This window comes from Paenarthrobacter sp. YJN-D (assembly GCF_015040335.1).
In the GTDB taxonomy this organism is placed as follows: Bacteria; Actinomycetota; Actinomycetes; order Actinomycetales; family Micrococcaceae; genus Arthrobacter; species Arthrobacter nicotinovorans.
Map to the genome: position 1 here is coordinate 590009 of NZ_CP053549.1, position 13052 is coordinate 603060.

Sequence of the window (13052 nt, forward strand, 5' to 3'; positions counted from 1 at the left end):
TTCATCGAAAGTTGTAGTCTCATGGGGTGACTACCTCCCCAACTACGGCGCTGGACCCACAACGGGTTCAGCGCCGTAGTGTTTTCCTGCTCAGTGCGTCCCAGCTCCTCAGCGGAGTTGGCAATGGAGCGACGCTTTCCATTGGCTCCCTGCTGGCTGTTGATCTGTCCGGCTCCGAGGCATGGGCAGGTTCCATCACTACCGTGTTGACCCTGGCGGCCGCCATTGCCGCCCTTCCGCTGGCGCGGCTGGCCGAAGCACGTGGACGCCGGGTGGGTCTGGTCACCGGCTTGGTAGCTGCCATGATCGGGGCACTCCTGTTCATAGTCGCCGTGATGGCCAGGTCATTCCCCGTCCTGATACTGGGGGCAGCCTTCCTGGGCCTGGGCACTGCGGCAAACCTCCAGGCGCGGTTTGCTGCCGTAGACCTCGCCGAGCCCGAACATCGCGGCAGGTCCCTGTCCACAGTGGTCTGGGCCATCACCATCGGAGCGGTTGCCGGGCCGAACCTCATCCAGCCAGGTGCCTTGGTGGGACAGGCTCTTGGGTTGCCGCCCATTGCGGGCCCCTTTGTCTTTTCCGCGGCAGGGCTCTTGCTGGCGGCGCTGCTTCTGTTCCTCGGGCTCAGGCCGGATCCCTTGTTGCTTGCCAGGCGGCTGGCATCAAGCGCCCACGATTCGGGCGGTACCGGGAGCATCCCCGTCAGGGGCACTGTCAGGTCCGGCCTACGGGCCGTTCGTTCCTCCCCGCAGGCCCTTCTGGCACTGGCCGCTGTTATCGCCGCCCACGGGGTCATGGTGGCGGTCATGTCCATGACGCCTCTTCACCTCCAGCAGCTGGTGGACGGATCCCATGCCGGCCACCACGGGGGAACCACCGACAGTACGGATGCTCTGGTGATTATCGGGGTCACCATTTCGCTTCATATTGCCGGCATGTTCGCCTTGTCGCCGGTGTGGGGATGGCTGACGGACAAGGCCGGCCGGCCGCAGACCATTGCCATCGGGCACGGCCTGCTGCTGGTGGCCGTGTTCATCGCCGGCTTCGGGCAGCACGAACCCGCGCTTGTCACTGCAGGATTGATCCTTCTGGGCCTGGGTTGGTCCGCAGCCACCATCGCTGGTTCGACGATGCTGGCTGAGAGCGTCAGCCAGGATGAGCGGGTCACCGTCCAAGGAGTCTCGGACACCTTGATGGGCGCTGCGGGGGCAATCGGGGGTGCCACCTCCGGCCTTCTCCTCGCGTGGATTGGCTACCAGGGCCTCAACGTGGCGTCCAGCTTAGTGGCTGCAGCAGTCCTTGCCCTGACTCTGGCCATGGCTCTTCGGCGCCGCCCGGGCGTGAGCAGCCGCTGAAGCTCAGCCAAGCGGTCAGCGTGCGCCACGGACCATGCCCAAAAGCCGTTTGAAGATGCCTTCACCATCCTCCGCGATACCGTCGTGGTGGAAATCGGACGTAACCCATGCCTGGAGCCCGCGAACGGCCGCAGCGGTTTCAAGTGACAAATCGTGGTCCACGTAGATGTCATCCTTGTACACTGCCGCAGCCACGGGAACCGGGTTCGCGGCCAAGGCGGCGGTGTCGTACAGCGGCTTCCAGTCTTTGCGGGCGGCAAGGATTTCCGCTACGTCGCGCAGGGGTGCAAGGGAGGGGTCCTGTTCGAAATACCAGGGATAAACCATTTCCCCGGTGAGCAGCGGCTGTTCGGCGCCTGGCTCGAACTCCGGATAATCCTCCAGGACCCGCCACGCCGCCCAGTTGGTTGCCTCGCCCTGGCCATAGATTGATTCATGCAGCACAGCGTAAAGGGGGTTGGCAGCCCTGCTGACCAGGCTTCGTACTTGCTCGAGGAACACTTCTGAGAGTCGCTCCCCGTCCAAGGTGTCGATGAACGCATCCTCCAGCAGATAGTGGAGCGAATCCACGCGGGTGTTGCCTCCCAGGAACGATCCGACCATTTGGAACCGTTCCGGGGTCAACCGCTCACCGCTTGCCAGGAACTCGGGAGTCTTTTCCAAGTGCCGGACGATCCGGGTGACCCGTTCACGGTCTTCCGGGTACCAACCGAAGTATTCGGCGTTCCGTGCAGCAACGCGCTTGAAGGTCGCCTGGTAGACCCGGTCAGCGGGTCCTTCCAAGGGAGCCAGGCCTCCGGTGATCAGGACCTCGCGCAAACCCTCCGGCGCGAAGGACAGATAGGTCAAGGCACAGAACCCGCCGAAGGATTGGCCCATGACGGTCCAAGGGCCCGAGCCCAGGACGCCACGGATAAATTCTGCATCGGCAACAATCGAATCGGCCCGGAAGTGCGTCAGGTACTCAGCCTGGGCAGCAGCGTCGCCACGAAGCTCCAGCGTTTGCCGTTCAACGGGGGTGGAAAGACCGGTGCCGCGTTGGTCGAGCATCAGGATACGGAAATCCCGCGCGGCTGCCTTCATCCAGCCGGCCAGGGAGGTGACCCGGTTCCCGCGTCCACCCGGACCTCCCTGCAGGAACAGCAGCCACGGCAGCTTGGACGCTTCTTCCGCGGTATGCGCCGCAGAGGAGTACTCCCGGGCAAAAACGGTGATCGTTTCACTGGTGGCTTCGTTGGCACCGGGGGAATGCACCAGGGGGACGGTGAAGTAGTGTTCAACCGTGCGTACGCCACGGAATTCGTGGCGGTTCAGGACGGTGTGTTCCGGCATTGAGGAGTACGTTTCAGCCACGGGCAAACGATTCCTCTGACTGTCCGGCCTTCGTGCCGAAAGCTTCCAGGGCCTCTCCGGTGAGGCGGAAAGTGGACCATTCCTCCATGGGGAACGCGCCGAGTTTTTTATAGAAATTGATGGATGGTTCGTTCCAGTTCAGGACGCTCCATTCCACACGGGCGTAACCACGTTCGACGGCGGTCGCTGCCAAGTACTGAAGAAGCGCCTTCCCATGGCCCTCACCACGGGCGTCGGGTTCGACGTAAAGGTCCTCCAGGTAGATGCCGTGGACGCCTTCCCAGGTGGAGTAGTTCAAGAACCACAGCGCGAACCCCTGCACGGTGCCGGCAGCGTTTTCCGCGATCGTGGCAAAGACCCGCGGGTTCTCGCCAAACAGCACCTCCGTGAGCCTTTCCGGGGTGTTCTTGACGGCGTCCGGCTCCTTTTCATAGATCGCCAGATCGTGGATCATGCGCAGGATCGCGGGGACATCGTCAACAGTGGCTTGGCGGATAACACTCATGCATTCGAGCTTACTAAAGGAAGCCCGCCTTACTGGCTCCACGCCACAGGGGATGTTCCATACCGCACAGGCGGCCGGCGATACTGCAGTTGCACGCCGTCCACCAACAGCGGCGGCCCCACGAACCGCAGCTGGCCATACGCACTCGGGGTCTCCCGATACGCAGGTTGGGGCAGACTGGCGGCCTTTACGTCAGCTTGACGGGCCGGCAACCTGAACAGTTCCTCGGCGGTGCGTGCCAGCGACAAAGCCGCCATTCCTCCTGCCCCTGTCCTCAACCTCTCTGCCAACAGGGCCAGTACGGCAGCCGCCACTCCGTAGCCTGTGGCGTGGTCCAGGGCCTGCACCGGCAGCGCACCTGGCTTCCACCCGTCGTCGTCCAGATGCCCGTATTCTTCGGCGATGCCGCAGGCCGCCTGTACCAGGCTGTCGAAACCGCGCCGTTGTCTCCACGGCCCCGCGCTTCCCCAAGCCGACAGGGTCGCCACCACGAGGTCCGGCTTCCCGGCCAACAGGGTTTCAGCTCCCAGGCCAAATCTGTCCAGACCGCCGTTGCGGTAACCCGTCACGACGACGTCCGCGGTGGAGATCAGGTCTTTGACGGTCTCCAGTCCGGCAGCGTTCCCCAGGTCGGCCACGGCAGATCGCTTATCGAAACCGCCATCCACGAAAGCCTCCTCCAATTCCGGGAGGCCCGGAGGATCGATCCGCAGGACATCGGCTCCGAGCGCTCCGAGGAGCCGGGTCGCCGTCGGGCCTGCAATGACGCGGGTCAGGTCCAGAACCCGCAGGCCGGTGAGTGGCCGTTCAGGGTCCTTGGATGGCTTCCACGCGGCTGAGGCAGAAGAAACTGGTGAGGTGGTTGACGACATCTGCAGGGCGGTTGGTGGGAGAAACCGGATCCACGGTTCATCAGAGAGCGCGCGGTGCATGGCGGAGGAGACCCATTCGCCACGGCGTCGGACCGCCGTTGCCACGCCCCGGTTGGCGTTGATGGCATCCTCGGCGTCCAGGGAGGTCATGGTCAGGAGTGCGTCGTCCACGTCCTGGGCGCTGTTCGCGCCCATCGCTTCCATCAGCCGCGCTGCGTGGTGAGGGTAGTTCGCGTGAAGGCGGATCCAGCCGTCCGAGGTCCGCCGAAAACCCGACGCCGGTGCGAAGCCCTGGGGTTTGGTGCCCGCGATCCGCAGGTGCGTCAGCGAATCGAACGAAGCAGCCACCGGCTCAGATGACGCTGAATACCTGCCCGCACAGCCTGTCAGGGCTTCCAGGGCAGTGGCTGCTGCCAACACTGAACCCAATGCAAGGCCCTCGACATCCAGCGCACCTTCCCACCAGCTTCTCAAACCCGGCAGGATCATCGGGGTCACGGGGGTTACCGAGCGCAAGGCCTCCAGGCTGCGCAGGCTGCTGGTCAGGTCGGGGACGGGTTCCATGGCTTCTTCGGGCTAGAGCCTGTTGACGTCGGTCACGCGGACTACGGCTGTGCCACTCTCATCGGACGCCGCCAGATCCACTTCGGCCGAGATACCCCAGTCATGGTTTCCCGCGGGGTCGTCGAAAATCTGTCGGACCTTCCACAGGCCCGGCTCCTCCGTGATAATCAGCAAACCGGGTCCACGCGCGTCCGGGCCGGTCCCGATGTCATCGTGTTCGTCGAAGTAGTCGTCCAGAACTTCTTCCCACCGCCCGGCGTCCCAGCCGGCGTCGGCGTCGAGTTCTCCCAAGGCACTGGAATCCTCGTCTGCGAAAAGTTCAACTCTGCGGAACATCTCATTCCGGACCATCACCCGGAAGGCCCGGATGTTCGAGGTCAACAGTGGCGGCGGGGGAGGAGGCGCATCGTGCGGTGTCGGAGCCAGCCCGGAGGTCAGTTCCTCCCATTCGTCCAGCAGGCTCGAGTCAACCTGACGCACGAGTTCTCCGAGCCAGGCAATGAGGTCTTCAAGATCCTCGCGCAGCAGGTCCTGGGGAACGGTCTGCCGAAGTGCCCGGAAACCGTCTGCAAGGTATCGCAGGACGATGCCCTCCGAGCGTGCCAGGCCGTAGAACTGCACGAACTCGCCAAAGTTCATGGCGCGCTCATACATGTCCCGGATGATCGATTTTGGTGCGAGTTCGAAGTCGCCAACCCACGGCGCAGCTTTTCGATAGACCTCGAACGCCTCACCAAGAATCCCGGCCAACGGCATGGGATAGGTCACTTCGTCCAGCATGGCCATGCGCTGCTCATATTCGATGCCGTCCGCCTTCATGGCGGCAACAGCTTCCCCGCGGGCCTTCTTCTGCTGTGCGGAAAGAATCTGGCGCGGCTTCTCCAAGGTCGACTCAATGACTGAAACGACATCCAGTGCGTAGGAAGGCGACTCCGGATCAAGCAGTTCCAAGGCTGCTAGAGCGAAGGGGGACAGCGGCTGGTTGAGGGCGAAGTTGGCTTGGAGGTGAACCGTCAGCCGAACCGACCGTCCTTCAGCTTCCTGCTCGTCCTCGGGGATTCGTTCAACAACCCCGGCAGCCAACAGCTCCCGGTAGATCCCCAGTGCTTTCTTCATCAGCCGAAGTTGTGCAGGGCGGCTCTCGTGGTTCTCGCTGAGCAACCGCCGGGTGGCTTGGAAGGGGTCGCCCGGACGCTCCATCAGGTTGAGCAGCATCGCGTGCGTAACGGTGAAACTGGACGTCAGCGGCTCAGGAATGGACTCGACGAGCTTCTTGAACGTGGGTTCGCCCCAGGACACGAATCCTTCCGGGGGCTTCTTCTTGACGACTTGCCGCAGCTTCTTCTGGTCATCACCGAACTTGGCAGTGGCCTTGGCCATGGCCTTGGTGTTCTCCACCACGTGATCCGGCGCCTGCACCACAACGGTGCCTGCGGTGTCGTAACCGGCGCGGCCGGCACGACCGGCAATCTGGTGGAACTCCCTCGAGTTAAGAGACCTGGTGCGTACGCCGTCGTACTTGCTCAAGGCCGTCAAGAGCACCGTCCTGATCGGAACGTTGATGCCCACGCCCAGGGTGTCCGTGCCACAGATGACCTTAAGCAGCCCGGCCTGGGCAAGCTGTTCCACCAAGCGGCGGTATTTGGGCAGCATGCCCGCGTGGTGGACTCCGATGCCGTGGCGCACCAGCCGGTTGAGTGTCTTTCCAAAGCCTGCCGCGAACCGGAAGCCTGCGATCAGTTCGGCGATGCGATCCTTCTCGGCTCTGCTGCACATGTTGATGCTCATGAGGTTCTGGGCACGTTCGATGGCTTCGGCCTGGCTGAAGTGCACCACGTACACGGGAACCTGCTTGGTGGAGAGCAGCTCTTCCAGGCTCTCGTGGACCGGGGTCAGCTGGTAGTAGTAGTGCAGCGGAATAGGCCGCTCCGCGGAACTTACCGTTGTCGTAGTCCGGCCGGTCAGTTCCGTGAGGCCTGTTTCGAAGCGGGAGACGTCGCCAAGGGTGGCGGACATGAGGAGGAACTGGGCCTGGGGGAGTTCCAGGAGCGGCACTTGCCACGCCCAGCCGCGCTGGGGATCGGAGTAGAAGTGGAATTCGTCCATGACCACAGAGCCGAGTTCGGCCGCTGACCCTTCGCGGAGGGCTATGTTGGCCAGGATTTCCGCTGTGCAGCAGATGATGGGTGCATCCTGGTTGACGCCGGAATCGCCGGTGATCATTCCCACGTTTTCCGCACCGAAGATGTCGCACAGGGCAAAGAACTTTTCCGATACCAGTGCCTTGATGGGCGCCGTGTAGTAGCTGCGCTGGCCACGGGCCATGGCTTCGAAGTGGGCGGCGATGGCCACCAGGGACTTACCGGAACCTGTGGGCGTAGCAAGGATGACGTTGGCGCCGGAGGCGAGTTCCATGATCGCTTCATCCTGGGCCGGGTACAACTGCAGGCCACGGCTTTCAGTCCACTCGACAAACCGCGTGTAAATGTCATCCGGGTCCAGGGGACCTGTGGCGGTGGAACCAGGAAGCTGCTCAAGAAGTTTCATTGGTTTCCAGCTTAGTGCCCGGACAGTTTAGGCTCAGCCCAGCAGTGTTGCCCGGCTCCAGGAGGCTTTTATGAAGTGGAATCCATCCAAGTACGCCGAGTTCGGCAATCATCGGGACCGTCCGTTTCATGACCTGGTGGCGAGAATCCAAGCCGCTAAGCCCGGCCACGTGGTGGACCTGGGCTGCGGCCCTGGCAACATGACTGCCACTTTGGCGGACCGCTGGCCCGCGGCACACGTTGTTGGGATTGACTCGTCGCAGGAAATGCTGGCCAAAGCCGCGTCATTGACGGGTCATTACAGTGGGCTGTCCTTCAACCAGGGCGACATTGCTGAGTGGATGCCGGACAACGATGTTGACGTCGTGGTGACGAACGCTGCCCTCCAGTGGGTCCCCGGGCACCAGGAGATGCTCGCCGCCTGGCTCGAAGCGCTAAGGCCAGGCGCTTGGTTTGCCCTGCAGGTCCCGGGCAACTTTTCGTCGCCCTCCCACGCATTGATGCGTGAACTCGCCGGTTCGCCGCGATGGCGGACGCGACTGGATGGGGTTCTGCGGCACGATGGCGCGGTGGGCAGCCCCGCGGACTACTTGGGCATAATGCTCGACGCCGGATGCTCGGCTGACGCGTGGGAGACCACCTACCAGCAGGTACTTACGGGGGAGGATCCGGTGCTGGAATGGGTCCGGGGCACAGGACTGCGACCCGTCCTTTCCGCCCTGCCCGCGCCCGAAGCCGACGCCTTCGAAAAGGAATACGCAGCCATGCTGCGCCAGGCCTACCCGTCGACGGCCCACGGTACGGTGTTTCCGTTCCGTCGTATTTTTGCGGTGGCGAGGAAGCACGCGTGAGCCGACATACATTTATGACGGGCCAGAGGAACACGCACCCTCATGTCTTGTCCCATGGTGGTGCCGCTGGTCTAATTCTCGGCATGGACCATGGATGCAATCCGGATCTGCCGCCGACGGTGGCGCACGTGCCTGCCAGGAGCTCATCATGACGCCCGCAGGGGATTTCCCCGGGAGCTGGCGACCCAACGCCGGCAGTGCTGTGGCGCTCTTTGAACAGTTGAGGCTCCGCATCATCGAACTCGCAGATTCAGGCGTTCTCGCCGTGGGGTCGAAACTGCCGCCCGTCCGGAACCTGGCAGGTGTACTGGACGTGGCACCCCATACAGTCGCCCGCGCATATAAGGAGCTCGAAGCAGCCGGCGTTGTCGCTACCCGTGGACGCAACGGGACAGTAGTGTGTGCCCGCGATGACCGTTGGGGGGCACTGGCCGAAGTTGCCGCCCAGTACGCAGCTTCTGCCAAGGCCCAAGGCGCTTCCTTCGCCGAGGCAGTGCAGCTTTTCGCTGCCGCTTACGACGCCGATTGATACCGATCGGTAGCATGTGAGGCACGACATGGAAATTCGAAGAAGTTTTCGATTAGCATTGGTGGGTGCCCAAAGCCTTAGCTGAAGATACAGCCATCGATTCCCTGAACAGCGCTTCCGTCGTTTCTGATAACAAGCCAGCCAAGCCGGATCTGTCCCGCCTGGTGGTCAAGGGAGCCCGGGAACACAATCTGCGCAACGTGGATCTCGACCTCCCACGCGACGCCATGATCGTCTTCACCGGACTCTCTGGTTCCGGTAAGTCCTCCCTGGCTTTCGACACCATCTTCGCCGAAGGCCAGCGCCGGTACGTCGAATCATTGTCGGCGTATGCACGCCAGTTCCTTGGTCAGGTCGACAAGCCCGACGTTGACTTCATCGAAGGTCTCTCGCCTGCGGTGTCCATCGACCAGAAGTCCACCAGCAAGAACCCGCGTTCCACTGTGGGCACCATCACCGAAATCTACGACTACATGCGCTTGCTGTGGGCGCGCGTTGGCCGCCCGCACTGCCCGGTCTGCGGTGAGCCGATTACGCGGCAAACACCCCAGCAAATCGTCGACCAACTCCTGGAGTTGGAAACCGGCACCCGCTTCCAGGTCCTCGCTCCGGTCGTCCGCGGCCGGAAGGGTGAATTCGTTGACCTCTTCAAGGAGCTGACGGCCAAGGGTTACTCCCGTGCCCGGGTTGACGGCGAACTGGTCCAGTTGAACGATCCGCCCAAGTTGGGCAAGCAGTACAAACACGCCATCGAAGTCGTTGTTGACCGCCTGGTGGTGAAGGAAGAGATCAGCCAACGGCTCACGGATTCCGTGGAGACCGCACTGGGCCTGGCCGAAGGCCGTGTGCTGGTTGAATTCGTGGACCTGGACACTGAAGATCCCGCACGTATCCGTGCCTACTCCGAGAATCTGGCGTGCCCCAACGAGCACCCTCTGGCCATCGACGAGATCGAGCCGCGATCCTTCTCCTTCAACAACCCGTTCGGTGCCTGCTCTGCCTGCAGCGGCATCGGCACCAAGTTGGAAGTCGATGAGGAACTGATCGTTCCCAACCCGGAACTTTCGCTGGGCGAAGGCGCGATTGCTCCGTGGTCCCTGGGTACAGCGACCACGGAGTACTGGAACCGCCTCCTTGAAGGCCTCGCACACGAACTCGGCTTCTCCATGAAGACCCCGTGGGAGAAGCTCCCCAAGGATGTCCGGAACACGGTACTTCACGGCAAGGACCACAAGGTCGTAGTCCAGTACAAGAACCGTTTCGGACGTGAGCGCAAGTACAGCACCGGCTTCGAAGGAGCCATCCAGTACGTTCACCGGAAGCACGGTGAAACGGACTCTGACTGGGCCCGCGACCGGTACGAAGAGTACATGCGCCAAATTCCTTGCCCCGAGTGCAACGGAGCCCGCCTGAACCCGGCATCGCTGTCCGTACTGATCAACGGGAAGTCCATCGCCGAGGTGGCCGCGCTCCCGATGCGGGAATGCGCAGAGTTCCTCGGAAGCCTGACGCTGACCAACCGGGAAGCCCAGATCGCCAACCAGGTTCTCAAGGAGATCCAGGCCCGCCTGACGTTCCTTCTGGACGTTGGCCTGGAGTACCTCAATCTCGAGCGCCCTTCCGGCACGCTGTCAGGCGGCGAGGCCCAGCGCATCCGGCTGGCCACGCAAATTGGCTCCGGCCTAGTCGGCGTCCTGTACGTCCTGGATGAGCCCTCTATCGGCTTGCACCAGCGCGATAACCGACGCCTTATCGAGACCCTCACACGGCTTCGGGACCTGGGCAATACGCTCATTGTGGTCGAACACGACGAAGACACCATCCACGAGGCCGACTGGGTGGTGGACATCGGACCCGGCGCCGGCGAGCACGGTGGCCAGGTCGTCCACTCCGGTACCTACAAGGAACTCCTCGAAAACACGCAGTCCCTCACCGGTGACTATCTGGCCGGGCGCCGGAAGATCGATATTCCTGCCAAGCGCCGCAAGTACGACAAGAAGCGGGAGCTTAAGGTTGTCGGCGCCAGGGAGAACAACCTCAACAACGTTGACGCTACGTTCCCCCTCGGTCTGTTCACTGCGGTCACGGGTGTCAGTGGTTCGGGCAAGTCCACCTTGGTCAACGAGATCCTGTACAAGGTCCTCGCCAATAAGCTCAACGGAGCCAAGCAGGTAGCCGGACGCCACCGCTCCGTGGCCGGCCTGGAGCACCTGGACAAGGTAGTGCACGTCGACCAGAGCCCCATTGGCCGTACGCCGCGCTCCAACCCCGCCACCTACACGGGCGTGTTCGACAACATCCGCAAGCTGTTTGCGGAGACCACCGAAGCCAAGGTGCGCGGGTACCAGCCCGGTCGTTTCTCCTTCAACGTCAAGGGTGGCCGCTGCGAAGCCTGTTCCGGCGACGGCACGCTGAAGATCGAAATGAACTTCCTGCCTGACGTCTACGTTCCGTGCGAGGTCTGCCATGGGGCCCGGTACAACCGCGAGACGCTGGAGGTCCACTACAAGGGCAAGACCATCGCGGACGTCCTCAACATGCCCATTGAAGAAGGTGCGGAGTTCTTCGCCGCCTTCACCCCGATCGCACGGCATTTGAACACCCTTGTGGACGTTGGACTTGGCTACGTCCGGCTCGGCCAGCCTGCCACGACACTTTCCGGCGGCGAGGCCCAGCGCGTGAAGCTGGCTGCGGAGCTCCAGAAGCGTTCCAACGGCCGCAGCATCTACGTGCTGGACGAGCCCACCACGGGATTGCATTTCGAAGACATCAGGAAATTGCTGATGGTCCTCCAGGGCCTTGTGGACAAGGGCAACACCGTCATTACCATCGAGCACAACCTGGACGTCATCAAGTCGGCGGACTGGATCGTGGACCTTGGCCCCAATGGTGGTTCCGGCGGCGGACGAATCGTCGCGACCGGAACCCCGGAGCAAGTAGCGAAATCCACAGAGAGCCACACTGCCACCTTCCTGGCTGAGATTCTGGGTTAGAAGTATTCCGGTAGCGGCATGCGAGTTTCAGGCATGCCGCTACTCGTGAGAAACTAACCCGGTGACTCAAACAAAGGTGCCCGTAATATTCGATCTGGACGGCACCCTTGTCGATCCTGCCGGCGGTATCACCGGAGGCATTTCGCTCGCCCTCCAGGAAATGGGCCTTCCTGTTCCGGAACAAGCCGTACTGAATTCCATGGTGGGTCCCAAGCTCAGTGATTCCCTTCTGCATTTGGCTGGCGTTCCCGGCGAATTGGTGGATGAGACCATTCACCGTTATCGGCGTCACTACAAGGAAACCGGTATTGGTCAAAGCCGGCTTTATCCGGGAGTCTTCGACCTCCTGGAGTTCTTTGCCGAAAGCGGCCGCCCCGTAGCGGTAGCCACGCAAAAGCCACAGTCCATTGCGCGGCTCGTCCTCGACCACCACCGGATCGCGGACTTCTTTGTTTCAATCCGTGGTGCTGCTGATGACGAGTCCGCGAAGGCAAACACGGCACCGGGGAAGGTCGCGATCGTCGGGGCAGCCCTCGCCGATCTGCATTCCCAACCAGCGGTCATGGTGGGGGACAGGCATCAGGACGTCGCCGGGGCGATGGCCAACGGATTGGACTGCATCGGCGTCAGCTGGGGTTTCGCACCTGACGGCGAACTTGAAGAAGCGGGCGCCGTGACTGTTGTCAGCACGGCCCTTGAACTGCGTACGCGAATTGAAGAACTTGATGCTGTCCGTGCGGCGGCCCTTAGCGAGGTACAAAACGATGGCAGTCTTTGATGCGATCCGGTGGACAACCCGCGGACTGATCTCGTCCACATGCCGGCCAACAGTCATCGGACTTGAAAATGTCCCCAAAAGCGGACCTTTCATCGTGGCACCAAACCACCTTTCCTTTCTGGACAGCGTGATCGTCCAGGCCTTGATGCCGCGGCCCGTTGCGTTCTTTGCCAAGGCCGAGTACTTCACCACCAAAGGTGTCAAGGGCGCCGTGATGAAGTCGTTCTTTGAAGCCGTGGGTTCAATTCCCGTGGAGCGCGGGGAGCAGGCGGCCAGTGTGCAGGCACTCAAGACCCTCCTGGACATCCTTGAAGCCGGGAAGGGCATCGGCATCTACCCCGAGGGTACCCGCTCCCGGGACGGGATCCTTTACCGCGGCCGAACAGGAGTAGGCTGGCTGGCCTTGACCACGGGCGCCCCGGTGATACCCGTCGGCCTCATCGGCACGGAAAAGCTGCAACCTGCGGACAAGAACGCCGTCCGACCGCAGCACTTCACCATGAAGGTCGGCGAACCGCTCTATTTCGAGAAGACGGGCCCTGACCATTCCCTCCCGGCCCGCCGGGAGGTCACTGACAAGATCATGGACGCGATTGCACTGCTCAGCGGGCAGGAACGTTCTGGCAGCTACAACCAGAGCAAGTCGGTGGACTAGGCTTCCGGCGCACTGCACTGGCGTTTAGCAGCCAGTCCGGTTCACTAGACT

The 13052-nt window shown here is 62.3% G+C and carries 10 protein-coding genes; 6 read left to right on the forward strand and 4 right to left on the reverse strand.

Features of this window, described 5'->3' with window-relative positions; translation table 11 throughout:
- Positions 1–26 precede the first annotated feature (26 nt).
- On the forward strand, positions 27–1355 hold the full coding sequence (locus HMI60_RS02765) for an MFS transporter (protein ID WP_193590522.1): 1329 nt from the start codon (positions 27–29) through the stop codon (positions 1353–1355).
- 15 nt (positions 1356–1370) lie between these two features.
- Here the strand turns inward: HMI60_RS02765 and HMI60_RS02770 are convergent, their stop codons facing one another.
- The 4 genes from HMI60_RS02770 to HMI60_RS02785 are packed head-to-tail and all read right to left on the reverse strand — an operon-like array spanning position 1371 to position 7196.
- Positions 1371–2687: an alpha/beta fold hydrolase gene (locus HMI60_RS02770; RefSeq protein ID WP_193591119.1), complete on the reverse strand. Its 1317-nt coding sequence runs from the start codon at positions 2685–2687 to the stop codon at positions 1371–1373.
- 13 nt (positions 2688–2700) lie between these two features.
- Positions 2701–3213 carry a GNAT family N-acetyltransferase gene (locus HMI60_RS02775; protein WP_018777543.1) on the reverse strand — a complete coding sequence of 171 codons (513 nt, stop codon included), beginning with the start codon at positions 3211–3213 and terminating at the stop codon, positions 2701–2703.
- Positions 3214–3242: 29 nt separating this feature from the next.
- Positions 3243–4649, reverse strand: a complete 1407-nt coding sequence (locus HMI60_RS02780; protein WP_193590523.1) for a CoA transferase — start codon at positions 4647–4649, stop codon at positions 3243–3245.
- A gap of 12 nt (positions 4650–4661) precedes the next feature.
- Entirely contained in the window at positions 4662–7196 is a 2535-nt protein-coding gene (locus HMI60_RS02785; RefSeq protein ID WP_018777545.1) for an RNA helicase, read from the reverse strand.
- Between the two features lie 70 nt (positions 7197–7266).
- Here HMI60_RS02785 and HMI60_RS02790 point away from each other — a divergent pair, with 70 nt between their 5' ends.
- The 5 genes from HMI60_RS02790 to HMI60_RS02810 all read left to right on the forward strand — a co-directional run bounded on the left by HMI60_RS02790 (position 7267) and on the right by HMI60_RS02810 (position 13001).
- Positions 7267–8046 (forward strand): trans-aconitate 2-methyltransferase, encoded by a 780-nt coding sequence (locus tag HMI60_RS02790; RefSeq protein WP_193590524.1) that lies wholly within the window; start codon positions 7267–7269, stop codon positions 8044–8046.
- Positions 8047–8194: 148 nt separating this feature from the next.
- Complete coding sequence (locus HMI60_RS02795) at positions 8195–8575, forward strand: GntR family transcriptional regulator (RefSeq protein WP_193591120.1); 381 nt, start codon at positions 8195–8197, stop codon at positions 8573–8575.
- Between the two features lie 65 nt (positions 8576–8640).
- The gene (uvrA, locus tag HMI60_RS02800) at positions 8641–11568 is read left to right on the forward strand and encodes an excinuclease ABC subunit UvrA (protein ID WP_193590525.1); all 2928 of its coding nucleotides are present in this window, start codon (positions 8641–8643) and stop codon (positions 11566–11568) included.
- Positions 11569–11629: 61 nt separating this feature from the next.
- Positions 11630–12346, forward strand: coding sequence for an HAD hydrolase-like protein (locus tag HMI60_RS02805; RefSeq protein WP_193590526.1), 717 nt, complete (start codon positions 11630–11632; stop codon positions 12344–12346).
- On the forward strand, positions 12333–13001 hold the full coding sequence (locus tag HMI60_RS02810; protein ID WP_018777550.1) for a 1-acyl-sn-glycerol-3-phosphate acyltransferase: 669 nt from the start codon (positions 12333–12335) through the stop codon (positions 12999–13001). The genes HMI60_RS02805 and HMI60_RS02810 overlap by 14 nt, the downstream gene beginning before the upstream one ends.
- Positions 13002–13052 lie beyond the last annotated feature (51 nt).

Bases quoted from the DNA above. Each gene is read 5' to 3' on its own strand.
- HMI60_RS02770 (WP_193591119.1), bottom strand. From the start codon at position 2,687: ATGCCGGAACACACCGTCCTGAACCGCCACGAATTCCGTGGCGTACGC.
- HMI60_RS02775 (WP_018777543.1), bottom strand. From the start codon at position 3,213: ATGAGTGTTATCCGCCAAGCCACTGTTGACGATGTCCCCGCGATCCTG.
- HMI60_RS02780 (WP_193590523.1), bottom strand. From the start codon at position 4,649: ATGGAACCCGTCCCCGACCTGACCAGCAGCCTGCGCAGCCTGGAGGCC.
- HMI60_RS02785 (WP_018777545.1), bottom strand. From the start codon at position 7,196: ATGAAACTTCTTGAGCAGCTTCCTGGTTCCACCGCCACAGGTCCCCTG.
- HMI60_RS02790 (WP_193590524.1), top strand. From the start codon at position 7,267: ATGAAGTGGAATCCATCCAAGTACGCCGAGTTCGGCAATCATCGGGAC.
- HMI60_RS02795 (WP_193591120.1), top strand. From the start codon at position 8,195: ATGACGCCCGCAGGGGATTTCCCCGGGAGCTGGCGACCCAACGCCGGC.
- HMI60_RS02810 (WP_018777550.1), top strand. From the start codon at position 12,333: ATGGCAGTCTTTGATGCGATCCGGTGGACAACCCGCGGACTGATCTCG.